Annotated in this window: 23 protein-coding genes and 1 pseudogene; 17 read left to right on the top strand and 7 right to left on the bottom strand. The window is 54.0% G+C overall.

All coding sequences use genetic code 11. The features are described 5' to 3' along the window. The 5 genes from nuoJ to nuoN all read left to right on the top strand — a co-directional run bounded on the left by nuoJ (nt 1) and on the right by nuoN (nt 5,851). The gene (gene nuoJ, locus CHU32_RS01795) at nt 1–555 is read left to right on the top strand and encodes an NADH-quinone oxidoreductase subunit J (RefSeq protein ID WP_103674364.1); all 555 of its coding nucleotides are present in this window, start codon (nt 1–3) and stop codon (nt 553–555) included. Next, on the top strand, nt 552–854 hold the full coding sequence (gene nuoK / locus CHU32_RS01790) for an NADH-quinone oxidoreductase subunit NuoK (protein ID WP_049841347.1): 303 nt from the start codon (nt 552–554) through the stop codon (nt 852–854). Before nuoJ ends, nuoK begins: the two co-directional genes overlap by 4 nt. Then, nucleotides 851–2,692: an NADH-quinone oxidoreductase subunit L gene (nuoL, locus tag CHU32_RS01785; protein WP_103674363.1), complete on the top strand. Its 1,842-nt coding sequence runs from the start codon at nt 851–853 to the stop codon at nt 2,690–2,692. The genes nuoK and nuoL overlap by 4 nt, the downstream gene beginning before the upstream one ends. A 165-nt stretch (nt 2,693–2,857) precedes the next feature. Further along, the gene (gene nuoM, locus CHU32_RS01780) at nt 2,858–4,387 is read left to right on the top strand and encodes an NADH-quinone oxidoreductase subunit M (protein ID WP_103674362.1); all 1,530 of its coding nucleotides are present in this window, start codon (nt 2,858–2,860) and stop codon (nt 4,385–4,387) included. Between the two features lie 6 nt (nt 4,388–4,393). Beyond that, nucleotides 4,394–5,851, top strand: a complete 1,458-nt coding sequence (gene nuoN / locus CHU32_RS01775) for an NADH-quinone oxidoreductase subunit NuoN (protein WP_103674361.1) — start codon at nt 4,394–4,396, stop codon at nt 5,849–5,851. Nucleotides 5,852–6,117: 266 nt separating this feature from the next. Here the strand turns inward: nuoN and CHU32_RS01770 are convergent, their stop codons facing one another. Further along, the gene (locus CHU32_RS01770) at nt 6,118–7,104 is read right to left on the bottom strand and encodes a hypothetical protein (protein ID WP_103674360.1); all 987 of its coding nucleotides are present in this window, start codon (nt 7,102–7,104) and stop codon (nt 6,118–6,120) included. 328 nt (nt 7,105–7,432) lie between these two features. On the opposite strand from CHU32_RS01770, the gene CHU32_RS28200 reads away from it, so the two are divergent. Then, complete coding sequence (locus CHU32_RS28200) at nt 7,433–7,570, top strand: hypothetical protein (RefSeq protein WP_176691607.1); 138 nt, start codon at nt 7,433–7,435, stop codon at nt 7,568–7,570. 16 nt (nt 7,571–7,586) lie between these two features. Further along, nucleotides 7,587–8,303, top strand: coding sequence for a hypothetical protein (locus CHU32_RS01765; protein WP_103674359.1), 717 nt, complete (start codon nt 7,587–7,589; stop codon nt 8,301–8,303). Nucleotides 8,304–8,380: 77 nt separating this feature from the next. Here CHU32_RS01765 and CHU32_RS01760 read toward each other — a convergent pair whose 3' ends face one another. From CHU32_RS01760 to CHU32_RS01750, 3 genes are read right to left on the bottom strand one after another with little or no spacing between them, the layout of a single operon-like run. After that, nucleotides 8,381–9,307: a tetratricopeptide repeat-containing protein gene (locus CHU32_RS01760; protein ID WP_281258272.1), complete on the bottom strand. Its 927-nt coding sequence runs from the start codon at nt 9,305–9,307 to the stop codon at nt 8,381–8,383. Between the two features lie 29 nt (nt 9,308–9,336). After that, a complete protein-coding gene (locus CHU32_RS01755) occupies nt 9,337–9,858 on the bottom strand; it encodes a hypothetical protein (RefSeq protein WP_133159218.1) in 522 nt (173 codons plus the stop codon). A 49-nt stretch (nt 9,859–9,907) separates the two neighbouring features. After that, entirely contained in the window at nt 9,908–10,903 is a 996-nt protein-coding gene (locus CHU32_RS01750; protein WP_245880164.1) for a M28 family peptidase, read from the bottom strand. A gap of 153 nt (nt 10,904–11,056) precedes the next feature. Here CHU32_RS01750 and CHU32_RS01745 point away from each other — a divergent pair, with 153 nt between their 5' ends. Then, nucleotides 11,057–12,832, top strand: coding sequence for a vWA domain-containing protein (locus tag CHU32_RS01745; RefSeq protein ID WP_103674355.1), 1,776 nt, complete (start codon nt 11,057–11,059; stop codon nt 12,830–12,832). 35 nt (nt 12,833–12,867) lie between these two features. Here the strand turns inward: CHU32_RS01745 and CHU32_RS01740 are convergent, their stop codons facing one another. Both CHU32_RS01740 and rnz read right to left on the bottom strand, forming a co-directional pair. Beyond that, nucleotides 12,868–13,869, bottom strand: coding sequence for a chemotaxis protein (locus CHU32_RS01740; RefSeq protein WP_103674354.1), 1,002 nt, complete (start codon nt 13,867–13,869; stop codon nt 12,868–12,870). A gap of 82 nt (nt 13,870–13,951) precedes the next feature. Further along, on the bottom strand, nt 13,952–14,869 hold the full coding sequence (rnz, locus tag CHU32_RS01735) for a ribonuclease Z (RefSeq protein WP_103674353.1): 918 nt from the start codon (nt 14,867–14,869) through the stop codon (nt 13,952–13,954). 65 nt (nt 14,870–14,934) lie between these two features. Between rnz and CHU32_RS01730 the strand changes: the two genes are divergently transcribed. From CHU32_RS01730 to menE, 7 genes are all read left to right on the top strand, one after another. Continuing rightward, nucleotides 14,935–15,396 carry a GNAT family N-acetyltransferase gene (locus CHU32_RS01730; protein ID WP_103674352.1) on the top strand — a complete coding sequence of 154 codons (462 nt, stop codon included), beginning with the start codon at nt 14,935–14,937 and terminating at the stop codon, nt 15,394–15,396. 56 nt (nt 15,397–15,452) lie between these two features. Beyond that, the gene (elaB, locus tag CHU32_RS01725) at nt 15,453–15,755 is read left to right on the top strand and encodes a stress response protein ElaB (RefSeq protein WP_103674351.1); all 303 of its coding nucleotides are present in this window, start codon (nt 15,453–15,455) and stop codon (nt 15,753–15,755) included. Between the two features lie 264 nt (nt 15,756–16,019). Then, nucleotides 16,020–17,690, top strand: coding sequence for a 2-succinyl-5-enolpyruvyl-6-hydroxy-3-cyclohexene-1-carboxylic-acid synthase (gene menD / locus CHU32_RS01720; protein WP_103674350.1), 1,671 nt, complete (start codon nt 16,020–16,022; stop codon nt 17,688–17,690). Next, a complete protein-coding gene (gene menH, locus CHU32_RS01715; RefSeq protein WP_103674349.1) occupies nt 17,687–18,448 on the top strand; it encodes a 2-succinyl-6-hydroxy-2,4-cyclohexadiene-1-carboxylate synthase in 762 nt (253 codons plus the stop codon). The genes menD and menH overlap by 4 nt, the downstream gene beginning before the upstream one ends. A gap of 14 nt (nt 18,449–18,462) precedes the next feature. Further along, nucleotides 18,463–19,320, top strand: coding sequence for a 1,4-dihydroxy-2-naphthoyl-CoA synthase (gene menB / locus CHU32_RS01710; RefSeq protein ID WP_103674348.1), 858 nt, complete (start codon nt 18,463–18,465; stop codon nt 19,318–19,320). Next, complete coding sequence (gene menC, locus CHU32_RS01705) at nt 19,320–20,285, top strand: o-succinylbenzoate synthase (RefSeq protein ID WP_103674347.1); 966 nt, start codon at nt 19,320–19,322, stop codon at nt 20,283–20,285. The genes menB and menC overlap by 1 nt, the downstream gene beginning before the upstream one ends. Next, nucleotides 20,282–21,649, top strand: coding sequence for an o-succinylbenzoate--CoA ligase (gene menE, locus CHU32_RS01700; protein WP_103750766.1), 1,368 nt, complete (start codon nt 20,282–20,284; stop codon nt 21,647–21,649). Before menC ends, menE begins: the two co-directional genes overlap by 4 nt. 248 nt (nt 21,650–21,897) lie before the next feature. Here the strand turns inward: menE and katA are convergent, their stop codons facing one another. Beyond that, nucleotides 21,898–23,394, bottom strand: coding sequence for a catalase KatA (gene katA / locus CHU32_RS01695; RefSeq protein WP_103674345.1), 1,497 nt, complete (start codon nt 23,392–23,394; stop codon nt 21,898–21,900). A gap of 329 nt (nt 23,395–23,723) precedes the next feature. Between katA and CHU32_RS01690 the strand changes: the two are divergent. Together CHU32_RS01690 and CHU32_RS01685 are read left to right on the top strand one after the other, a co-directional pair. Continuing rightward, nucleotides 23,724–24,265 (top strand): annotated as a pseudogene (locus CHU32_RS01690) (YfaZ family outer membrane protein). 87 nt (nt 24,266–24,352) lie between these two features. Continuing rightward, on the top strand, nt 24,353–25,549 hold the full coding sequence (locus CHU32_RS01685; RefSeq protein ID WP_103674344.1) for a nicotinamide mononucleotide deamidase-related protein YfaY: 1,197 nt from the start codon (nt 24,353–24,355) through the stop codon (nt 25,547–25,549). The last annotated feature ends 15 nt before the right edge of the window (nt 25,550–25,564 follow it).

Here is a 25,564-nt window from a genome sequence, read left to right as displayed (position 1 = left end):
ATGGAGTTCGCTTTTTATATCTGTGGCCTGGTTGCCATCCTGACGACGCTCAGGGTAGTGACGCATACCAATCCGATCCATGCACTGCTGTATCTGATTGTGTCTCTGCTGGCGATTGCAGGCGTTTTCTTTTCGCTTGGCGCGTATTTCGCCGGGGCGCTGGAGATTATCGTCTATGCCGGGGCCATCATGGTGCTGTTCGTTTTCGTGGTGATGATGCTCAACCTCGGTGGTTCTGAAATTGAACAGGAACGCCAGTGGCTGAAACCGCAAATCTGGGTGGGGCCCGCCGTGTTGTCTGCGGTTCTGCTGGCAGTGATGATTTACGCCATCCTGAACGTTAACGATCAGGGCATCGACGGTGCGGCGATTAGTGCCAAAGCGGTGGGTATCACGCTGTTTGGTCCTTACGTTCTGGCCGTTGAACTGGCTTCAATGCTGCTGCTGGCGGGGCTGGTTGTCGCTTTCCACGTTGGGCGCGAAGACCGCGCCGGTGAGGTGCTGAGCAACCGACCTGACGACCGTGCGAAAAGAAAAACGGAGGAGCACGCATGATCCCCTTACAACATGGGCTGATCCTTGCAGCCATCCTGTTTGTACTCGGTTTAACCGGCCTGGTTATCCGGCGTAATCTGCTGTTTATGCTGATTGGGCTGGAAATCATGATTAATGCTTCCGCGCTGGCTTTTGTGGTCGCCGGAAGCTACTGGGGCCAGACCGATGGCCAGGTGATGTACATTCTTGCCATCAGCCTTGCGGCTGCCGAGGCGAGTATCGGCCTGGCGCTGTTATTACAGCTCCATCGTCGCCGCCAGAATCTGAACATCGATTCAGTAAGTGAGTTGCGTGGATGAACATGCTTGCCTTAACCATAATTCTGCCATTGATTGGCTTTCTTCTGCTGGCGTTCTCACGCGGCCGTTGGTCTGAGAATCTTTCAGCGACCGTTGGCGTGGGTTCCATCGGCCTCGCCGCGCTGGTGACTGCCTTTGTCGGCATGGATTTTCTGAATGGCGATCGCACGCCGTTCAGCCAGCCGTTGTGGACGTGGATGTCGGTCGGTGATTTCAACATTGGCTTCAACCTCGTGCTGGACGGTCTGTCGCTGACCATGCTTTCGGTAGTCACCGGTGTGGGCTTTCTGATCCATATGTTCGCCTCGTGGTACATGCGTGGTGAAGAGGGCTACTCCCGCTTCTTCGCCTACACTAACCTGTTTATTGCCAGCATGGTTGTTCTGGTGCTGTCCGATAACCTGTTACTGATGTACCTCGGCTGGGAAGGCGTGGGCCTGTGCTCGTATCTGCTGATTGGCTTCTACTATACCGATCCGAAAAACGGCGCGGCGGCGATGAAAGCGTTTGTGGTCACGCGTGTTGGTGATGTGTTCCTCGCCTTCGCCTTGTTCATTCTCTACAACGAGCTCGGCACCCTGAACTTCCGTGAAATGGTCGAGCTGGCACCGCAGCACTTCGCCAACGGCAGCACCACGCTGCAATGGGCGACGCTGATGCTGCTTGGCGGCGCGGTCGGTAAATCGGCACAGTTGCCGTTGCAGACCTGGCTTGCTGATGCGATGGCGGGTCCAACGCCGGTTTCCGCGCTGATCCACGCCGCGACGATGGTGACGGCGGGTGTTTACCTGATTGCACGTACCCACGGCCTGTTCCTGATGACGCCGGAAATCCTGCATCTGGTCGGCATCGTCGGTGCGGTGACGCTGGTGATGGCAGGTTTTGCCGCGCTGGTGCAAACCGACATCAAACGCGTGCTTGCTTATTCCACCATGAGTCAGATCGGCTACATGTTCCTGGCGCTGGGCGTGCAGGCGTGGGATGCGGCGATTTTCCACCTGATGACCCATGCCTTCTTTAAAGCGCTGCTGTTCCTCGCGTCCGGTTCGGTGATCCTCGCCTGCCACCATGAGCAGAACATCTTTAAAATGGGCGGCCTGCGCAAGTCCATTCCGCTGGTGTACCTGAGCTTCCTGATTGGTGGCGCGGCGCTGTCGGCGCTACCGCTCATCACCGCAGGCTTCTTCAGTAAGGATGAGATCCTCGCTGGCGCGATGGCGAACGGGCATCTGAACCTGATGATTGCCGGTCTGGTCGGGGCGTTTATGACTTCGCTCTATACGTTCCGGATGATTTTCATCGTCTTCCACGGCAAAGAACAGATCCACGCTCATGCAGGGAAAGGGATTACGCATCATCTGCCGCTGATTGTGCTGATGCTGCTGTCCACCTTCCTCGGCGCGCTGATTGTGCCGCCGTTGCAGAATGTACTGCCGCATACCACCGAGATGGAACATGGTCAGGTGCTGACCCTGGAAATCACCTCTGGCGTGGTCGCCATTGCCGGTATTCTGATTGCTGCCTGGCTGTGGCTGGGTAAACGCACGCTGGTGACTTCAATTGCCAACAGCGCACCGGGCCGCTTCTTCGGCACCTGGTGGTTCCATGCCTGGGGCTTCGACTGGCTGTACGACAAAGTGTTTGTCAAACCGTTCCTTGGCATCGCCTGGCTTATCCGTCGCGATCCGCTTAACGCTCTGATGAACATTCCGGCCATTTTGTCCCGCTTTGCTGGCAAAGGGCTGCTGTTCAGCGAAAACGGCTACCTGCGCTGGTACGTCGCGTCGATGAGCATTGGTGCGGTGGTCGTGCTGGGTTTACTGATGGTATTGCGTTGAGTTGAGACTGTGGGATGGTCGGGCTGTGCTTACCCGCGCTTTATAAACCAGGCCCGGTAAGCGCAGCGCCACCGGGCATCACGTCCCACAGTCCCATGTGAATTTTGTGAGAATTCGTTGAAAATCAGGTCTCTTGCGAGACTTTAACAAGGAATAAAGATCGCCATGCTATTACCCTGGCTAATACTAATTCCCTTTATCGGCGGCTTCCTGTGCTGGCAAACCGAACGCTTCGGCGTGAAAGTGCCGCGCTGGATCGCGCTGATTACCATGGGACTGACGTTTTTGCTCTCTCTGCAACTGTGGTTGCAGGGCGGCTATTCTCTGACCCAATCAGCCGGTTTGCCGCAGTGGCAGTCAGAATTTTTGCTACCGTGGATACCACGTTTTGGCATTTCCATCCATCTGGCGATTGACGGTCTGTCGCTGCTGATGGTGGCCCTGACCGGCCTGCTTGGCGTGCTGGCGGTGCTTTGCTCCTGGCGTGAGATTGAAAAATATCAGGGCTTTTTCCACCTCAACCTGATGTGGATACTCGGCGGCGTGATCGGCGTGTTCCTTGCCATCGACATGTTCCTGTTCTTCTTCTTCTGGGAGATGATGCTGGTGCCGATGTACTTCCTGATTGCACTCTGGGGTCATAAAGCCTCTGACGGCAAGACGCGTATTTCGGCGGCGACCAAGTTCTTCATCTATACCCAGGCAAGCGGTTTGGTGATGCTGATTGCTATCCTCGCGCTGGTCTTTGTACACTATAACGCGACCGGTGTCTGGACGTTTGACTACGAAGCGCTGATGAAAACGCCGATGTCTCACGGTGTGGAATATCTGCTGATGCTGGGCTTCTTTATTGCGTTTGCGGTAAAAATGCCGGTGGTACCGCTGCATGGTTGGTTACCCGATGCGCACTCGCAGGCACCGACGGCGGGTTCCGTTGACCTGGCGGGTATTCTGCTGAAAACGGCGGCCTACGGTCTGCTGCGTTTTTCCCTGCCGCTGTTCCCGAACGCCTCGGCGGAGTTTGCCCCAATTGCCATGTGGCTTGGTGTGATTGGTATTTTCTACGGCGCGTGGATGGCCTTTGCCCAGACGGATATCAAACGTCTGATTGCCTACACCTCGGTATCGCACATGGGCTTTGTGCTGATTGCGATTTACACCGGTAGCCAGCTGGCTTACCAGGGTGCGGTTATCCAGATGATTGCTCACGGCCTTTCTGCCGCCGGGATGTTCATCATCTGCGGTCAGCTTTACGAGCGTCTGCACACCCGCGACATGCGCATGATGGGCGGTCTGTGGAGCAAAATTAAATGGCTTCCTGCCATGTCGCTGTTCTTTGCAGTAGCGACGCTCGGCATGCCGGGCACCGGTAACTTCGTCGGCGAATTCATGATCCTGTTCGGCAGCTACAAGGTCGTTCCGGTGATTACAGTCATTTCGACTTTCGGTCTGGTCTTTGCTTCAGTTTACTCACTGGCAATGCTGCACCGCGCTTACTTTGGTAAAGCAAAAAGCGAAATTGCTGCGCAGGAGCTGCCGGGGATGTCGCTGCGCGAACTGTTTATCATTCTGCTATTGGTTGTGCTGCTGGTACTGCTGGGCTTCTGGCCTCAGCCGATTCTGGATACCTCGCATTCAGCGATGAGCAACATCCAGCAGTGGTTTGTTAATTCTGTTTCTACTACAAGGCCGTAAATCGCCATGACAATAACTTCACAACACCTGATTGCGCTGCTACCGCTGCTAATCGTCGGTCTGACGGTGGTGGTCGTGATGCTCTCCATTGCGTGGCGACGTAATCATTTTCTCAATGCCACACTGTCGGTCATTGGGCTGAATGTCGCGTTAGTATCGCTCTGGTTTGTTGGCCAGGCGGGCGCAATGGACGTCACGCCGCTGATGCGCGTTGATGGCTACGCCATGCTGTATACCGGACTGGTCCTGCTGGCAAGTCTCGCCACCTGTACCTTTGCCTATCCGTGGCTTGAAGGCTACAACGATAACCAGGAAGAGTTCTACCTGCTGGTGCTGATTGCCGCACTGGGCGGTATTTTACTGGCAAATGCCAATCACCTGGCGGCGCTGTTCCTCGGTATTGAGCTGATCTCCCTGCCGCTGTTTGGCCTGGTCGGCTACGCTTTCCGCCAGAAACGCTCGCTGGAAGCCAGCATCAAATACACTATTCTGTCTGCCGCAGCGTCGTCATTCCTGCTGTTCGGTATGGCGCTGGTGTACGCACAGACCGGGAATCTGTCGTTCCTCGCCATCGGTAAGAGCCTCGGCGACGGGGTGCTGCATGAGCCGCTGCTGCTGGCGGGCCTGGGCCTGATGATCGTGGGTCTTGGCTTTAAACTCTCTCTGGTGCCGTTCCATCTGTGGACGCCGGACGTTTACCAGGGCGCGCCTGCGCCGGTCTCCACCTTCCTGGCGACGGCGAGCAAAATCGCCATCTTCGGTGTGGTGATGCGTCTGTTCCTGTATGCGCCGGTAGGCGACAGTGAAGCGGTTCGCGTGGTGCTGGGCATTATCGCCTTCGCTTCCATTATCTTCGGTAACCTGATGGCGCTGAGCCAGACCAATATCAAACGTCTGCTCGGCTACTCCTCCATTTCCCATCTTGGCTATCTGCTAGTGGCACTGATTGCCCTGCAAAGCGGTGAGATGTCGATGGAAGCGGTAGGCGTCTATCTGGCAGGTTATCTGTTCAGCAGCCTTGGCGCATTTGGCGTGGTCAGCCTGATGTCCAGCCCGTATCGTGGCCCGGATGCCGAGTCGCTGTTCTCCTATCGCGGCCTGTTCTGGCACCGTCCGATTCTGGCGGCGGTGATGACGGTAATGATGCTGTCGCTGGCGGGTATCCCAATGACGCTGGGCTTTATCGGCAAGTTCTATGTGCTGGCGGTCGGTGTGCAGGCACACCTGTGGTGGCTGGTGGGCGCGGTGATTGTTGGCTCGGCGATTGGTCTGTACTACTACCTGCGTGTAGCGGTGAGTCTGTACCTGAGTGCGCCGGAGAAACTCAACCGCGATGCGCCGTCGAACTGGCAGTACAGCGCCGGCGGGATTGTGGTGTTGATTTCTGCGCTGCTGGTACTGATCCTCGGCGTCTGGCCGCAGCCGCTGATTAGCATTGTGCAGCGGGCATTACCGCTGATGTAAGTGAAAGTAAAAAACCGCTTCGGCGGTTTTTTTATGGCTGCTGACAGGCGGTAAACCGTGCCATCATGCCTGGCGGCGCTTCGCTTGCACAGGCCTACGGGTTACGCATAACGTATTGATATTAATGCTTTTCGCAGGCCGGGTAAGGCGAAGCCGCCACCCGGCAAAACGGCGAACATAGTAGGAAACAGATTGGCCATCAACCTCGAAAGCCGCTGAGTTCCAGCGGCTTTTTTACGTCTGTTAAGAGATGAAAGAGATGGCGATTATAGTAGCGGATGAATGAAATCTGCTTCGTTCAGCAGGCATAACGTACGTCTTTTTTCACCCTCTACGACACTGGCCGCGAGAAAACGGCCCACTCGTGTCAGAGAAGAAATGTCTAACGGAGTAGCGTCATGTTGCTTTTCGGTGGTCAGGAGCGCTTTGTAAAAATGGATTTGTTCAAGCCTTGTCATCGTGAGCGGATTGAATAAAAAATATTCGTTAACAGCGTTCTGTGTGATTGCCAGATTATCTCTCAGATAAATAAGATCGTATCCGGGGATCACGTTGTCATTATCAGAAACCTGGCTTTCCTGATGTGATATCAAGTCGAGCTGCGGCCAGCGGAAAACGGCGTAGGTTTGCTTATCATTTTCCAGGGTGAGTATTCTCGTATTATCAGGTGTGATCGCTGGTAATATATAAGAATTGCCGGGGAACAATTCCCGGCTGTGGAGGTATTGTTCCTTAAACGTTAGCTCCACTACCGAAATGCCATCCTGACCTCCTGCAAATTCAAGCAGCAGCGATGCGCTGGCGGGTATATCTGCAAGTCGTAAGACGCTATCATAAATTTCGTCTGCCAGTTGCAGGGTGGCGAGTAGTTGGCCGCTGGCGGTGGCAAATAAGGTTATGTTAACCAGTTCTTCATTTATTCGCTCAAGCGTCCAGCTTTTTTCTCCACCGTCAGTGCAGCATACCACCTCAAAATTTCCAGGTGCTTGCCAGATAATATTACCGTTAAAATCACATAAAGCCAGATCACCCGTCTCCAGGATAGTGACTGCCTGAAATTTTGCTGGATGGAAAGCAATTTTTGGGTCCGTTAATTGTACTTGTGAATGAAAGAAACCGGATGACTGCAATTCTCCATTGTCCGTAACCAAATAGATATTCCGCTCGCAGTCAAAAACAAAGGTATTGTCAGCGATGCAATTGGTGGTGCTGAAAAGTTTATCTTCATAGAAATTTTTTATGTTTATTCGCATTATGATAGCACGCGTATGATAGGTTATTAACCAGTGAGATATTGTAGCACTACCAGGACAGCTGTCCGTTACTTTTCCCGGCCCGCTGCCCGTATCTGTTTGAGCTGAGGTGTCATTGATTTGACATAACGAGCAATCATTCCCATTGCATTGTCTCTTTTACATGGAGCCGATGTTGTTAAGTCTATGCTATGCGCCCTGGCGGTGAATTGATTTGCGCTGTTAAAAAGTCAGCTCATCAGCGTAACTGCCGTAGTCCTGTATACCTTTTTGCGCTAAGTTAACGTCAACAATGGCTTGTTGCCCGGCGGGCGAAATCAGGAAGAGTATGTCGCATTGTAAAAGGAAAAAATGGCTGATACTGACGCTGGTGACGCTACTGTTTTTGCTCTGGGTTAGCCTGGTGGATGAAACATTACGTGATGAGATTCGGGTTTTTCTGCGCCAGCTGGCGCAGGTGCTATGATACAGGGAATCAATAAATGGAATGGTTGACTGAGATTGCGCATTTAAGGGAACGTATCCCCGTCGGCATTAAAGCTGCTCAGCGATTATTAAGCAGTACCAAAGGCGACGTCGCCGCTGCCGTCGCCTGCTTTCGTGCCCAACAAGCTGCGGTATTGGTGAATAAAGCACAGGTCACCAGTCAGGAGGCTGAACGACTCCTGCTTCTGACCGAATATGATATCGCCCGCGCCCTCAGATACATTGAACAACAACGCTATACCCTGACCGAATTGATTCTTCTAAAAAATAAAAACGCAACTGACGCGCAAGATAAGATTGCTTTAGCCATTGAATTTGAGTGGCAGCTTAATCGCCACTACTGGTTTAACGAAGACGATCTTAAACATCTGCCGCCAGTGTTGCATTGTTTTATGCTGATTTGGGAATGGCGAAATTACGCCGGCTGGGAGGGGTTTCCCTGCGCGCTGTTCTTTGACCTGACAGCGTATTGCGATCAATTAACCCTGCTGGAGTTACATGACGTGGCGGAAACCGTGCTGGCTGCAAAGAAACGTTATGACGCGCTTTTAGCGATATATGGCAACAAAGCACATCAGATAATTTGCCGGGATGAGCAATATAAGACGCTTGAAGCGCAATATTATCAGCAGGAATGCGCTATTGATGACGCCCTGCTGACGCTGGCTAAAAACAATCTTGATGTGTTTCCAGGCTGTCATCAGGATCGCTGACTAGTAGATTGGTTGTACGCTATTGCGTCTCTTTCTGGCGCAATAGCGAGATAAAATAATCGGGATCTACTGTGAATTTATTCAGCATCACAACGCGGATCGTTCAGATGCACAGAACACAGTTGGCTGAAGTTGATCCGCCATTCATTCAAATTAAAGCCATATCGTTCCTGAAAAGCAGTGGTCTCACCTGTCATGAGATAGGCATAATTTTGTAGTAACGCTAATGCTAACAGTGGTTTATTCTGAGCAAAATACACGTCAATACAGTCTTGCATCATCAGGTAATTGCTATTTTCTTTAACGCCACCAAAGTTCAGATCCATTTCTTTTGCAGCAATTCTGCGCACAACCGGATCTTCGCGAAATTCAGGTAGCTTCGCGGCCTGCGTGAGCATCTGAATCACTTTATTGTCTGGCATGCCGAAGGCCCAGTTACTTAGCCAGGCGTTAAGCGCGGCTTCAGCGGCGGCAATGTCTTCCCGGCACCGACGATACTGGCCAGCGAGGGTTAACCAGTACTCACTGACTTCTGGCAATTTTGTTGTGGCGTTGATTAAATGGGGCAGGGCGTGATCCAAATCTCCTGTGGCCAGATATTTTTTGGCAAGCGTAAAATGGGCAGGGGCGAAATGTCGATCGTCAATCTCAATATTATTTTCCCAGGGATCATCATCATTAACATTCAGCCATTCACGAAATTTTGCTACGCTGGAAAACGCAGGCACTAAGCGCCATTCATCATGATACAGCTCACAAATAATGGGATCGTTATTTTCTTTACCTAACAGCCAGTACAAGCCAAAACAGTCGCCATTGCCCAGGGCTCCTTCGTTAAGGGGGAGAAAGCCACATGGCGGGAAAGGACCAGCACAAAGGGTATCGATTTCAATGGACAAAGAATGGGATAATGGAGGAAGTTTCATAAACGATCCCTCATATGAAATGGCTGAATTTAATTGTACTGAATCTAAGGCAGTTATCAACAATGCCGCCATGATCATCAAACATTTGCCTGTAAGTTAATGCTACCTCACCATAGAGTTTCATTGTCGCGCACCTTCATATAACCATTCACAATTCCGGTAATTTGTTGTATCTCATAGTGAACTATAAAGTCAGCCTGATAAAAATGTTCAACACGCCTGGCTATTTTCCGTATAGTGGCGTTTGCTGCAACTCTCCTCTCTATTAACAGCGATAGATCGCAAAGTTTCATTCGTACATCAATAACCTCATCTCTGCCAGGAGTGGGATTGAGTAGAATTGCTCGTGTTCTTTCTAATTGCTCGCACAAAAACGTCCATTCCTGAGAGGTGATATACTGTTTTTTTCTGAGGGTATAAAATACTTTTTGCAGGCAGGAGGGCGGTTTTTCATACTTTTTCCTCTGACTTGCATTCAGAAGAGTATCAATAATGTTAAGTGTTTCCCGTTCAGAAAGATAGTCTCTCAACTCATCCCAGGCATCCATGCCACGGACAATAGATAAGTGTGTTTGTGTCAGAAAAGCAGACAATCCTAAAATAAATGGATTTGTGTAATATATTTTCATCCTGTTCATCACACTCTAATGATTACATTTCTGTTTTTTATCAAAAAATTTATTTATCTTTGTCATTGGCCAGCAGCACAAAAATGCCCTCAATCACTTTTGCCATTTTCCGGTAATCCAGACGGTCGGCGGTATCTCCGGGCTGATGATATTCCGTATTGCGGTAGAATGCCGTATCGGTCACCATCACCGCACTGATGCCCTGACGCCAGTAATTCATATGATCGGAAAAATCGATGCCGGGTAGCCATTGCGGCGCATTAATGGAATAGACGGGCAATGCTTCAGTTCCTGATAACGCTGCTTTTACCTTCCGTGCCGCGCTGATATCACTCAGGCGGCCCACCACCGCAATAAAATCGCCGCGATCGGGATATAACGCGCTGAGTGCGGAAAAGGGATAGCGCTGGCTGTCGGGGCGTGAGTTGTAATAACCGATCATTTCCAGCGCTATCATTAACGTTACCGGCCGCTGTAACGCGCTGGCATGGACCGCGCTGCCCATTTCATCGCTGCGAAAAAAGGGCGGTTCCTCTGATGCATAGGCCACCAGTTCGACACCGGTGTTTAGCCGCGCATGTTGCAGCAGACGCGCAAGTTCGAGCAAACCTGCGACGCCGCTGGCGTTGTCGTCCGCGCCTGGCGTGTAATGCATCATATCGCCGTCGTCATGTGCAACGGAATCATAATGTGCGCCGATGATTATGACCGGCCCCTGCTGTGGGCCGTAGCGGGCGATGATGTTTCGAAAAGGGCCATTATCTGCGGGAACCGCTTGTTCCGCCACCTGTGCGCCGTGTTGCTCAAACACCTGCTTAATATAATGTGCGGCAGCCTCCAGATGCTCACGTTGATCGGCGCTGCGTGGGTAAAGGGTTTCAGAAAAATAGCGAACGTCTTTCTCCAGTCGCTGTGGATCGGCATGATATTGGCTGCGGGGTAAAGGTGCCACCAAGGGCTGATACAGGATGGCGGCGATGAATGTCGCGATAATAAAAACACTCAACAGGAAGATGAATAACCGTCGTTTTAAATAGTGCATCATTGGCCTCAAAAATATAATCCCGCGTAGTATTGCTGATAATTATTGAATGCTGGAAACAGGCGGTTTTATGTTTATGGCGCAGGCAAGAAACAAAGTATAATATAACACAGGTTATTTGTAGCTCACACTGGAATATAATTAAAAGGAATTTACATGATTAATCGAAAAATATTCATGTTATTAATAGGCGGAATAATGCTGTCAGGCTGTGGGCCTGAACCTGCTGAAAAGCAGGCAAATAACCCTCGCGAGACACAACAGGAACAGCCTGTTCAGAGCGCCAGTAATCAGCAGACCGAAGCGCCTGCCGTCGGCAAAGCTGAAAATTATGCTGCCCGGGTGGCCGCTGACAAAGCAGCTGCAGCCAAAGCCGCTGCGGACGCTAAAGCCATGAGCTTCAAGGTCGAAGCCGCCGAAAGCAGAGAAGCAGCATTTGATTTAAAAGGCCGTACTGCGGCTAAGGCACAAAAAACGCCCGCTATAGCAATGGGAACTGCGCGCTACGAACAGTACGACGACAACCCGCTCAAGCAAGTCAGCCAGTCCCCGCTCGCCACCTTTAGTCTCGACGTGGACACCGGGAGCTATGCCAACGTGCGGCGTTTTCTCAATCAGGGGCAATTGCCGCCGCCGGAAGCGGTTCGGGTGGAGGAGATGCTGAACTATTTTCCTGCCCCGCAGCCCGCTAATAAAAAGGATGACAAAACCCCGATTGCTGCCAGTGAACCGATGCCGTTTGCGGTTAACTATGAGCTGGCTCCCGCCCCGTGGATTGCGCAGCGCACCTTATTAAAGGTGGATATTCAGGCAAAGGATATCAAATCAGACGAGCTGCCGCCCGCCAACCTGGTGTTTCTTATCGACACGTCCGGCTCCATGCAGTCGGCGGAACGCCTGCCGCTGATCCAGTCGGCATTAAAACTGCTGGTTAACGATCTGCGCGCGCAGGATAACATCACCATTGTGACCTACGCTGGGGATACCCGCGTCGCGCTTGCCGCTACATCGGGAAATAATAAAACCGCGATAAAAGCGGCGATTGACAGTCTGAATGCTGGCGGCGGCACCAGTGGCGAATCGGGGCTGCGGCTGGCCTACCAGCAGGCCGAAAAAGGTTTTATCAAAGGCGGGGTTAATCGTATTTTGCTGACCACTGACGGCGACTTTAACCTTGGCATTACCGATCCTAAAGACATCGAAGCGCTGGTGAAAAAAGAGCGGGAGTCCGGGATTACTTTGTCCACCCTTGGCGTTGGCGACGACAACTACAATGAAGCAATGATGGTAAGAATTGCTGACGTGGGCAACGGCAATTACAGCTATATCGATTCGCTCGCTGAAGCGCAGAAAGTCCTCAATGATGAAATGCATCAAACGCTGGTGACTGTCGCCAAAGATGTGAAATCACAAATCGAATTTAACCCGCAGTGGGTCACAGAGTACCGGCAGATTGGCTATGAAAAACGCCAGTTGCGCGATGAAGATTTTAATAACGACAAGGTTGATGCGGGAGATATTGGTGCCGGTAAACACGTCACGCTGCTCTTTGAACTGACGTTAAATGGCCAAAAAGCGGCGGTCGATAAGCTGCGCTACGCTCAGGACAACGGTGCCTCTAAGCACACAAAATCCAGTGAGATGGCCTGGATCAAGCTGCGCTGGAAAGCACCGCAGGGCAAGAAAAGCACATTAGATGAATTTCCGGTCATCAACAAAAATGAACTCACGTTTGCTGGTGCCTCTGAAGATTTCCGTTTTCGCGCCGCGGTGGCGGCTTACGGGCAAAAACTGCGTGGTTCTGAGTATCTGGCGGACACCACCTGGCAGCAAATCAGTCAGTGGGGAGAACAGGCCCGAGGAGAAGATAAGCAAGGTTATCGCGCGGAATTCCTCAGGCTGGTGAAACTGGCTGAGGGCATGTCTCAGTAATAATTTGGGGAGGCCTTGCAGGCTTCCCCGCGTCATCAGGCACTCTTACGGCTGATCAACGGTCCCTGGCTGTTGGTCGCCGCGCGATCCAGCACCTCCTGAATCACCGAAGAGAGTTCGTTAATTTCAAACTTCGCCACGTAGCCATCGGCCTGTACTTTACGAATATGATCTTCGTTGGCATTACCAGATAGCGATGAGTGGATCACCACCGGAATATGCTTCAGACGCTCATCGGTTTTGATCTTGCGGGTCAGGGTAAAGCCGTCCATCTCCGGCATTTCCAGGTCGGTCAGCACCATTGAAATTTTATCGGTGACCGGCACGCCTTCAGTACGGGCCTCTTCCGCCAGTTTTTCGATTTTTTCCCACGCTTCTTTGCCGGTAATGTGCAGCTGTGCGGGGATTTCCATCGACTCCAGCGCTTTTGCCAGCATCATTCGCGCCACTTTCGAATCCTCCGCCACAATGGCGGTAGAGCCTGCTTTCACCTTAAACTTTTGTGTCTGCAAATTCGTGGCGTGCAGATCGTGTTCTGCCGGCACAATGTCATACAGGATCTGTTCAACGTCGATAACCAGCGCCAGATTATTACTGTTTTTATCTTCATCCAGACAGGCAATACTGGTGATGTACTGGCCGTTAATCGCTTTTTCGGCAGTATGGATCTGTGTCCAGTCGAGACGAATAATATTTTCCACTGATTCCACGGCAAATGCCTGTACGCTGCGGGCATATTCGGTAATCAGTAAAATATTTAACCCCCCGGAGGGCTTACAACCGGCAACCGCAGGGAGATCGATGACCGGAATGATTTGATCGCGAATATTCACCATTCCGAGCAGCGGCGGTTTGATCCCCGCCGGGCGGGTAAAGGCGGGCATTGGTACAATCTCGCGCAGCTTAAAGACGTTGATACCGAACAGCTCGGATTTCGCATCGTGGGCGGACTCGCCGAGGCGAAACAGCAGCAGTTCAAAGCGGTTTGACAGGGTGAGATTGGCCCTGTCGTCGATGTCTTTCTGAAAAGTATCCATAAAGCCCTCAGGAGGAAAGGTAAACGCGAAACGGTATTAACGAGTTATCGGCACCTTACGCAGAAAATCGAGGGCTGAATGTTTAAACCGTGACGACGGCAAAATCTTCCGCCAGTTGCGTGGCGGGGAAATGACGGCGGCACTCCGCCAGCAGCTCTGCACAACCGGCGGCATCGTAGCGCGAACTGACATGCGTTATTATCAACCGGCCCACGCCTGCCTGTTTTGCCAGCCCGGCGGCCTGTAGCGTTGACGAATGACCACGGCTGTTGGCTTTTTCTGCCATGGCGTGTTCCAGTGTGGTTTCATGCACCATCACGTCCACACCGCTGGCGAGGGTGAGCGCGGCGGGGCAGGGAGCGGTATCGCCAAAAATCGCCAGCTTTTTGCCTGCCATGGGGGCGCTTAAATAATCCTGCCCGTTAATTAGCCGCCCGTCGTCGAGTTCAACCGTCAGCCCCTGCTTAAGCTGCTGAAAAAGCGGGCCAGGAGCAATACCCTGCGCTTTGAGGGCTGCCGCATCCAGTGCGCCGGGTTTGTCGCGTTCTTCAATACGGTAACCGTAGCACTCTACCGGGTGATTAAGTGCAAAGGCCGTGACGGTAAAGTATTCATCACTAAAGACGTCTCCCTCACTGATTTCTTCAATGGTCAGCGGATAATCGGTCCATGAACCGCTTAAACGCAGCGCCGTCTCCACAAACTCGCGTAAGCCTTTGGGCCCGTAGAGCGTCAGCGGCTGCGGATTGCCCTGCATAGAGCGACTACATAACAAACCGGGCAGGCCGAAAAGATGATCGCCATGCAGGTGGGTGATAAAAATTTTATCCAGCTTACCGGGGTGAAAAGCGGTTTTAAGCAACTGGTGCTGCGTACCTTCACCGCAGTCAAACAGCCATACAGCAGAGAACGTTGGTTGTTGCAAATTGACCAAAATCGACGTCATATTACGCGTGCGGGTTGGCACACCAGCGGACGTTCCCAAAAAAGTTAATTCCATCAATTTTCCTCTCGCCGCGTAGTGAAAACTTCATTATAACGCGATGACGCATTCAGGAGCACAGCATGATTCAGTGGCAGGACCTTCATCATTCGCAGTTAACCGTTCCTCAGCTTTATGCGTTGCTTAAACTGCGCTGCGAAGTCTTCATTGTTGAACAAAACTGTCCATACCTGGATATTGATGACGACGATCTGGTGGGCGAGAACCGACATCTTCTCGGCTGGCGCGATAATGTGCTGGTGGCGTATGCGAGGATTCTGAAAAGCGAGCGCGAATATGACCCGGTCGTCATTGGCCGGGTGATTGTCAGCGAGGCGGTGCGCGGTGAAAAACTGGGTTATCAGCTCCTTTCCAGAGCGGTGGCGAGCTGCGAGCAACACTGGCCGCAGCACGCGCTGTATCTGAGCGCGCAGGCGCATCTGCAAAATTTTTACGCCCGCTTTGGCTTCCAGCCGGTAACGGAAATCTACCTTGAAGATGACATTCCACATATCGGCATGGCACGTGAAGTTGACCAGGCGTAACGCAAAGTCATTGTCTATAGTTATCTGACTGGCCTTGTAAAACATGGAGAAAGCAAATGTCTTATCACTCTTATGAATCACGCATTGATGACGATCTGACACTTTTGAGCGAGACGCTGGAGGAAGTACTGCGCTCCTCCGGAGACCCGACCGATCAGAAATACATTGAGCTGAAAGCACGCGCAGAACAGTCGCTTGAAGACGTGAAAAATCGTGTAAGCCAGGCGTCTGACACTTATTATTACCGGGCAAAACAGGTCGCTTACCGCGCTGATGACTACGTGCGTGAAAAACCGTGGCAGGGCGTTGGTATTGGTGCAGCGGCAGGTCTGGTGCTTGGTCTCCTGCTACGCGGCTAATTTTACCCCTCCTCACTCATGGGTACTGCCTTTTACGGGCAGTACCCATTATAATCTCCGGGTTTTAAGCGGCAGGCGAAGCGAGCTTCACTGACTATTAAGCCTCAGAGCATGCCTTTCAGCGTTTCTCTTCTCTCTTAAGACGTCCGTGAGTGCACTTTATTGCCATTTTGGCGCAATGACGCACACAATCCCGATTCATATCAAAAATTCATTATTCTCGATTATTTATAATGTGTCGCAATATTGATACCGGACAAATTTATGTCAGTAAGCGCATTTAACCGACGCTGGGCGACGGTGATCCTTGAAGCATTAACCCGTCACGGTGTGCGGCATATCTGTATCGCGCCTGGCTCCCGCTCTACACCTTTGACGCTCGCGGCTGCTGAAAACCGTTCGCTTATTCAGCATACCCATTTCGACGAGCGCGGGCTTGGCCATCTGGCGCTCGGGCTGGCCAAAGTGAGCGGTGAGCCGGTAGCAGTGATTGTTACCTCCGGTACAGCCGTCGCCAATCTCTATCCGGCGCTGATTGAAGCCGGGTTAACCGGTGAAAAACTTATTCTGCTGACCGCCGACCGTCCGCCGGAACTCATTGATTGCGGCGCAAACCAGGCGATTCGTCAGCCGGGTATGTTTGCCACCCATCCTGCACAGTCGCTGGCGCTACCGCGTCCCAGCCCGGATATTCCGGCCAAATGGCTGGTTTCTGCGATTGATAATGCGCTGGGAAACCTGCATGCAGGCGGCGTACATATCAACTGTCCTTTTGCCGAGCCGTTATACGGCGAGATGGATGATACCGACCTTGCCTGGCAGCAGGCGCTGGGGGACTGGTGGCAGGATGAGAAGCCCTGGCTGCAGAGTGCATTAACCCTCAGAAGTGATGCTCAGCGCGACTGGTTTTACTGGCGGCAAAAACGTGGCGTGGTGGTTGCCGGCAGGATGAGTGCGTCGGAAGGGAAACAGGTCGCGGAATGGGCAAAAACGCTGGGCTGGCCGCTGATTGGCGACGTGCTCTCGCAGACCGGTCAACCATTGCCGTGTGCGGATTTATGGCTGGGCAACGCGCAGGCGGTCAGCGAGCTCCAGCAGGCGCAGATCGTGGTGCAGTTCGGTAGCAGCCTGACGGGTAAGCGGCTTTTGCAGTGGCAGATGAGTTGTGAGCCTCAAGAATACTGGCTGGTGGATAACCTGACCGGACGTCTGGACCCGGCGCAGCACCGTGGCCGTCGGCTGGTCGATACCGTTAGCGGCTGGCTGGAAAAACACCCGGCGGAAAAACGTCAGCCGTGGTGCGTGACAATTCCGCGCCTCGCCGGGCAGGCATGGCAAAAAGTGCAGGCCAGCCGGGAGACGTTTGGTGAGGCGCAACTGGCGCATCGCATCAGCGACTATCTGCCGGAGCAGGGGCAGCTTTTTGTCGGCAACAGCCTGGTGGTGCGTCTGATTGACGCGCTGGGCCAGCTTCCCGCCGGATACCCGGTATACAGCAATCGCGGGGCCAGCGGCATTGATGGTCTGATCTCCACCGCCGCAGGCGTCCAGCGCGCCAGCGCCAGACCGACGCTTGCCATTGTGGGTGACTTATCCGCCCTGTACGATCTGAATAGCCTGGCGCTGTTACGCCAGGTTTCAGCGCCGCTGGTGCTGATTGTGGTAAACAATAACGGCGGGCAGATATTCTCTTTGCTGCCGACGCCGGTAAACGAGCGTGAACGTTTTTACTGCATGCCGCAACACGTTCACTTTGATCATGCCGCCGCCATGTTTGGTCTCGGCTATGCCCGGGTGAGCGACTGGGAAACGCTGGAGCAGGCGCTGGCAGGCGCATGGCGCATGCCGTCAGCCACCGTTGTTGAGGTGGTGGTGAACAGCACCGACGGCGCGCAGACGTTGCAGCAGCTTCTGGCGCAGGTCAGCCACCTGTGAGGCTACATGCGATCGCAGAGCGTGCGTCAGCGGTTAAGCCCTGGCTTATCTTCCTGCACGGTTTTTCCGGCGATCATCGTGAATGGCGCGACGTGGGAGAACAATTTCCGCACTATTCGCGCCTCTATGTTGACCTGCCCGGCCACGGCGGTTCCGCGGGTGTGCAGGCTGATGGATTTGCCGGAGTCGATGCGGCGCTAACGGCTACGCTACTTAGTTACAACATACTAGAATACTGGTTGGTGGGTTATTCCCTCGGTGGCCGCATTGCGATGTACCGGGCTTGCCAGGGCCAACGGTCTGGCTTGCAGGGGGTGATAGTGGAAGGCGGTCATCCGGGCTTACAGGATGACGCCGCCCGCAAGGCCCGCTGGCTTTCTGACCAGCGCTGGGCTGAAGATTTTCGCCACCAGCCGCTCAGTGAGGTCTTTACGCGCTGGTATCAGCAGCCGGTTTTTGCCTCATTAACAGACGCGCAGCGCCGCGAGCTGGTGTTGCTGCGCCAGAAAAATAACGGCCCGGCGCTGGCAGATATGCTGCTGGCGACGTCGCTGGCAGTACAGCCTGATTTACGCCCGGTGCTGAGCACGCGGGATTTTCCCTTCTGGTATCTCTGCGGTGAGCGTGACGCTAAATTCAGGGCAATTGCCAATGAATTTAACGCGCCTTGCCATTGTATTTCTGCCGCCGGCCATAACGCGCACCGGGAAGCTCCGGCCAGTGTTGCTGCCGCGCTGGCGCAAATATTGCCACTCTGATTTGAGGAAACATAATGATTTATCCTGATGAAAATAGGCTTTACGCCCCTGTTGAATGGCTGGATTGCTCAGAAGGCTATACCGACATTCGCTATCAAAAATCTGCCGATGGCATCGCCAAAATCACCATTAACCGTCCGCAGGTGCGCAATGCATTTCGTCCGCTGACCGTTAAAGAGATGATTCAGGCGCTCGCCGATGCCCGCTACGATGATAACGTTGGCGTGATCATCCTGACCGGTGAAGGCGATCAGGCCTTTTGCTCCGGGGGCGATCAGAAAGTGCGCGGCGATTACGGCGGCTATCAGGATGACTCCGGCGTGCACCATCTGAACGTGCTGGATTTCCAGCGCCAGATCCGCACCTGTCCAAAACCGGTGGTGGCAATGGTGGCGGGCTACTCCATCGGCGGCGGCCATGTCCTGCATATGATGTGTGACCTGACGATTGCCGCTGAGAACGCCATCTTCGGCCAGACTGGCCCGAAAGTCGGCTCGTTCGACGGTGGCTGGGGCGCTTCTTATATGGCACGCATTGTCGGGCAGAAAAAAGCGCGCGAAATCTGGTTCCTGTGCCGCCAGTACGACGCGAAACAGGCGCTGGACATGGGGCTGGTGAACACCGTGGTACCGCTGGCGAGTCTGGAAAAAGAAACCGTGCGCTGGTGTCGTGAAATGCTGCAAAACAGCCCGATGGCGCTGCGCTGCCTGAAAGCGGCTCTCAACGCTGACTGCGATGGGCAGGCCGGTTTACAGGAGCTGGCGGGCAATGCCACCATGCTGTTCTATATGACCGAAGAAGGTCAGGAAGGGCGCAACGCGTTCAATCAGAAGCGCCAGCCTGATTTCAGCAAATTTAAACGGAACCCGTAATGCGTCGCGCGCAGGTCTGGCGCTGGCAGATACCGATGGACGCGGGCGTGGTACTGCGGGAACGGCGCTTAAAAACTCGCGACGGGCTGTTTTTATGTCTTAATAATGGCGAGCGCGAAGGGTGGGGCGAGATTGCCCCGCTGCCGGGTTTTAGCCATGAAACGCTGGATGTCGCGCAGGCTGAACTACTGGCCTGGGCTCAGCGCTGGCAGCAGCACGGCGATAATAACATGTCTGCGCTCCCTTCAGTGGCGTTCGGGACCAGCTGCGCACTGGCGGAGTTGTATGATGAACTACCGCAGACCGCAGATTATCGGGCAGCACCGCTGTGTACCGGCGATCCGGATGCGCTTTTGCCAGTGCTGGCGGCAATGCCCGGTGAGAAAGTGGCGAAGGTTAAAGTTGGATTATATGAAGCGGTCCGCGACGGTATGGTCGTCAATTTACTGCTGGAAGCCATTCCGGATTTGCGGTTGCGGCTTGATGCCAACCGCGCCTGGACGCCACTTAAGGCACAGCAGTTTGCTAAATACGTGAACCCTGCCTGGCGTGACCGCATTGCCTTTCTGGAAGAGCCGTGTAAAACCCGCGAGGACTCCCGCGCGTTTGCCCGCGACACCGGCATCGCCATTGCCTGGGATGAAAGCCTGCGCGAAGCCGATTTTGCATTTGCAGCCGAGCCGGGTCTGCGTGCGGTGGTGATCAAACCGACGTTAACCGGCAGCCTGCAAAAAGTGCGTGAACAGATCACTACAGCGCACGCGCTGGGATTAACGGCGGTGATCAGCTCATCGATTGAGTCAAGTCTTGGGCTTACCCAGCTGGCGCGCCTTGCCGCCTGGCTGACGCCACAGACCATTCCCGGTCTGGATACGCTTAACCTGATGCAGGCGCAGTTGCTTCGCCGCTGGCCCGGTAGCGCGTTACCGTGCCTGGAGAAAGACGCGCTGGAGCCATTGCTATGATTTTCACCGACTGGCCGTGGCGGCACTGGCGTCAGGCGCGGGGAGAGGCGCAGGCGCTGCGTCTGGATCACACGGTATTAAGCTGGAATACGCTGTGCGCACGCATCGACGCGCTGGCGGCAGGTTTTGCAGCGCAGGGCGTGAGCGAAGGTGATGGCGTGATGCTGCGGGGAGCGAATCACCCTCAGGTACTGCTCGCCTGGCTGGCACTGTTACAGTGTGGCGCGCGGGTGTTACCGGTCAACCCGCAGTTACCGATGTCGCTACTTGAGCAGCTTCTGCCCCGGTTGACGTTGCAACATGCGCTGGATTTTGATAGCGACTTTTGTTTTCCGGGCCTTACCGCGCTGGTGCTGCAAGAGGCTGACGGCGAAAGTGCACTACCCTGGCAACCCCGACGTCTGGCCTCAATGACCTTAACTTCCGGTTCGACCGGGCTGCCAAAAGCCGCAGTCCATACCTGCGGCGCGCATCTTGCCAGCGCGGAGGGCGTGCTGGCGATGATCCCCTTTGCGCCGGAGGATGACTGGCTGCTGTCGCTGCCGCTGTTTCACGTCTCCGGACAAGGCATACTCTGGCGCTGGCTACTGGCCGGAGCCCGGTTGACGGTGCGGGTAAAACAGCCGCTGGAGCAAGCGCTCGCGGGTTGTACTCACGCCTCGCTGGTGCCTACTCAACTCTGGCGATTGTTAGAAAATGACGCGCAAATCGCGCTAAAAGCTGTGTTATTGGGCGGCGCGGCAATCCCGGTGGAATTGACCCGCAAGGCACTGGCGCGCGGCGTGCGTAGCTGGTGCGGCTATGGTTTGACTGAGTTTGCCTCTACGGTCTGCGGAAAAGAAGCTGATGGCCAGGCCGATGTGGGCATCCCTCTACCCGGACGGGAAATGCAGTTAGTCAACGGCGAAGTCTGGCTGCGTGCTGCCAGTATGGCTGAGGGCTACTGGCGTGATGGCACCCTGATCCCGCTGGTAAATGAGCAAGGCTGGTTTGCCACGCGGGATCGTGGCGAATGGCGTGACGGTAAATTAACCATTATCGGCAGGCTGGATAATCTCTTTTTTAGCGGCGGGGAAGGTGTTCAACCGGAAGAAGTGGAGCGCATTATTGCCGCTCACCCGCAGTTGCTACAGGTATTCGTCATTCCCGTTAACGACCCGGAGTTCGGCCAGCGGCCGGTGGCCGTGGTGGAGAGCACTACGCCACTGGATAGCGAGGCGTTATCCCTGTGGGTGAAGGACAAGCTCGCGGTTTTCCAGCAGCCGGTACGCTGGTTGATGCTACCCGACACACTTAACACCGGCGGGATTAAGATTTCCCGCCAGGCGTTACAGACATGGGTGGCATCCTGCCTACACAAGTGAGCCGTTAAACAACGCTCCGTAGCTAAACCTGCCCGGCGGCGCATTCGCTTGCGCGGGCCTACGGTTTAACCCAATTGATTGATATTTAAGTTATTGTAGGCCGGGTAAGCGCAGCGTCACCCGGCAATACGTTGCAGATGCCCGGCGGCGCATTCGCTTGCGCGCACCTACGGATTAACTCAATTTATTGATATTTAAGGATTTGTAGGCCGGGTGAGCGCAGCGTCACCCGGCACAGGCCCCTGGAATTACAGGGTTTCTTTTAAGGCCGCGAGCGCGGCCGCCACGCCCGCACCATATTGCGGGTGCACTTCGCTGAACAAACCAATCTGCCGTTGTTGAATAAACTCTGGCACATCTTTCATGTCCCCGGCGATGCGCGCGAACATCCGCTGATGTTCTTCTTCACTTAACAGCTCATACAGCTTGCGCGGCTGACTGAAGTAGTCGGTATCCTCGCGATGGTTCCAGTGATCGGCTGCACCCTCCAGGCTCAACGGTGGCTCGCTGTAATCCGGTTGTTCCTGGAACACGCCAAAGCTGTTCGGCTCATAGGTCGGGCCGTTACCACTGTTGCCATCCACCCGCATCGCGCCATCGCGATGATAATTATGGAACGGGCAGCGCGGGGCATTCACCGGGATTTGATGATGATTGACTCCCAGACGATAACGGTGTGCGTCGCCGTAGGAGAACAAACGGCCCTGCAACATGCGATCCGGAGAGAAACCAATGCCCGGCACCACGTTGGCGGGCGACATCGCCACCTGCTCCACCTCGGCAAAATAGTTATCCGGGTTACGGTTCAGCTCCAGTACGCCGACTTCAATCAGCGGATAATCTCCGTGCGGCCACACTTTGGTCAGATCGAACGGGTTATAAGGCACTGCCGATGCCTCGGCTTCCGGCATGATTTGCACATAGAATGTCCAGCGCGGGAAGTCGCCTTTTTCGATTGAATCAAACAAATCGCGCTGCGAACTTTCACGGTCTTCCGCCACCAGCCGTTTGGCTTCATCATCCATCAGGTTGGCAATGCCCTGCTGAGATTTCAGGTGGAATTTAACCCAGAAGCGCTCATTATTGGCATTGATAAAGCTGAAGGTATGGCTGCCAAAACCGTGCATCGTGCGATACGAGAAGGGCAGACCGCGATCGCTGAAGTCGATGGTTAACTGATGCAGGGCTTCCGGCAGATGGGAGAAGAAATCCCACTTGTAGGTCGGATTACGCAGGTTGGTGCGGGGATCGCGTTTGACAACATGGTTCAAATCCGGGAATTTCAGTGGATCGCGCAGATAGAATACTGGCGTATTATTGCCCACTAAATCCCAGTTACCTTCTTCGGTATAAAATTTCATTGAGAAACCGCGAATATCGCGTTCGGCGTCGGCCGCACCGCGTTCGCCTGCCACGGTGGAGAAACGTAAAAACAGGTCGGTTTTTTTACCAATAGCAGAGAAAATTTTCGCGCGTGTGTAGTGGGTAATATCCTGGGTGACGGTAAAGGTACCGTATGCGCCGGAGCCTTTGGCGTGCATGCGGCGTTCCGGGATCACTTCGCGATCAAAGTGAGCCAGCTTTTCCAGGAACCAGACATCCTGCAACAGCATTGGACCACGTGGACCTGCAGTGGCGACGTTATTATTATGCGCAACCGGTGCGCCAGCTGAGGTGGTTAATTTTTGCTCATCTTTAATCTCCCGTAATACCCATCCTGCTTCGAGCTGGCTGCGCTCGCTCATCCCTGTCACTAATGTGAATCAGCGTTAAAGGACTCCCTCACGTGCCGTGATAAAACGCGAATCATTTGGGGTATAGATGTTTGAAGAAATGTTTAATTTCCGTTTCATTTCGGAAACTAATCTAGGGCATATTTGTAATTAAAATATTGATCTCAGGCAATTTGTCTCTCTCTATTACATCTATACCTTTAGCCTCTCAGCCCAGCGGCATTGCCAGCTATCATTTATTCCATGCAATAGCGTTTTTCGTTCATTCCCTGTTGTTCATTCGGTTGTACAATCCTGCAGTTTTCGGGATGTTTACTTTGCATTGGTGTGGAAGCATTAAAATGAAAAAAAGAATTTTGGTGAGCGTATGCGGGCTGCTTTTTGTTTCTGCTGCGGCCAACGCGCTCAGTGTGAGCGGACAGGCAGGTGAAGATTACACCAATATCGGTGTTGGATTTGGTACCGAGTCTACCGGGCTGGCGCTGAGCGGTAACTGGGCGCACAACGACGACGACGGCGATATTGCCGGTCTTGGATTGGGCTTAAATATGCCGCTGGGGCCTTTGCTGGCAACAGCAGGCGGTAAAGGCGTTTACCTCAGCCCTCAGCAGGGCGATGAAGGTTATGCGGCGGCGGTAGGCGGCGGTTTACAGTGGAAATCGGCGACCGCTTCCGCCTGTTCGGGGAGTATTACTACTCGCCTGATTCGCTCTCCAGCGGCGTGAAAGATTACGAAGAAGCCAACGCAGGTGCGCGGATGACCATTCTGCGTCCGTTAAGCGTTGAGGCAGGATACCGTTACATCAATCTCTCAGGTAAAGACGGCGACCGCGATAGCGCGGTGGCAGACGGTCCTTACGTCGGCGTTAACGCCAGCTTCTGATCCCCCCGGTGCGGTAAACTCGCCGCACCGCTTTTTTTCCCCTCCGCATGCGTTATGATTAATCGTCCTCTTTTGCTGGAGAAAATGATGATAAATGTGGAGATGCTATCCACGGGTGACGAAGTTCTGCACGGGCAGATCGTCGATACCAACGCCGCCTGGCTTGCCGATTTTTTATTTACCCAGGGGTTTCCCCTCACTCGCCGTCATACCGTCGGCGACAATCTGGACGATTTAGTCGCCATTCTGCGCGAACGCAGTCAGCAGGCGGATGTACTGATTGTTAATGGCGGGCTGGGCCCGACCAGTGACGATTTAAGCGCATTAGCCGCCGCCACGGCAAAAGGTGAAGCGCTGGTGCTGCATGAAGCATGGCTGGCGCAAATGGAGCGCTTTTTTAGCGAACGTGGACGCGTTATGGCCCCCAGCAACCGTAAGCAGGCGGAAATTCCGGCCAGTGCCGAACTGGTGGACAACCCGGTCGGCACCGCCTGCGGATTTGCTCTGGAGCTTAACCGCTGCCTGGTCTTTTTTACGCCCGGCGTGCCGTCTGAATTTAAAGTGATGGTCGAGCAGCAAATCCTGCCGCGTTTGCGTAAACGCTATGCGCAGGTGGAACCGCCACTGTGCCTGCGTCTGACAACTTTTGGCCGTTCAGAAAGTGATTTAGCACAGAGCCTGGATTCGCTGGTGCTGCCGCCGGGCGTTACCATGGGCTATCGCTCCTCAATGCCGATTATTGAGCTGAAGCTGACCGGACCGGCTGCCCAGCGCGACGCCATGCTGGCTCTGTGGCCGGAGGTAAAGCGCGTCGCCGGAGAAAGCCTGATCTTTGAAGGCACCGATGGCTTGCCGGTGGAAATTACCCGCCAGCTTCAGCAGCGGCAGCTCAGTCTGACCCTCAGCGAACAGTTTACCGCAGGCCTGGTGGCGCTTCAGCTTTCACGTGCCGGTGCGCCACTGCTGGCCTCTGAAGTCATTCCCGCACAAGAAGAAACGCTGGCGCAGACTGCCCGCTGGGTAAGAGAACGTCGCCGCAGCCATTTTGCCGGGCTGGCGCTGGCCATCACCGGACTGGAGTCCGATCATCTGAATTTTGCCCTTGCGACGCCGGACGGTACCTGGGCGCTGCGGGTAAAATTCAGTGCCACACGTCACTCGATCCAGGTGCGCCAGGAGGTGGCGGCAATGATGGTGTTGAACATGCTACGTCGCTGGCTGGCAGGCAAACCTGTCGCCAGCGAACACGGCTGGATTAACGTAGTGGAGTCGCTGGCACTGTAGACGCGGGCGTTACAA

The sequence above is a fragment of the Superficieibacter electus genome (genome assembly GCF_002915575.1).
Taxonomy (GTDB): domain Bacteria; phylum Pseudomonadota; class Gammaproteobacteria; order Enterobacterales; family Enterobacteriaceae; genus Superficieibacter; species Superficieibacter electus.
This window is presented reverse-complemented; position numbering and strand designations above follow the sequence as displayed.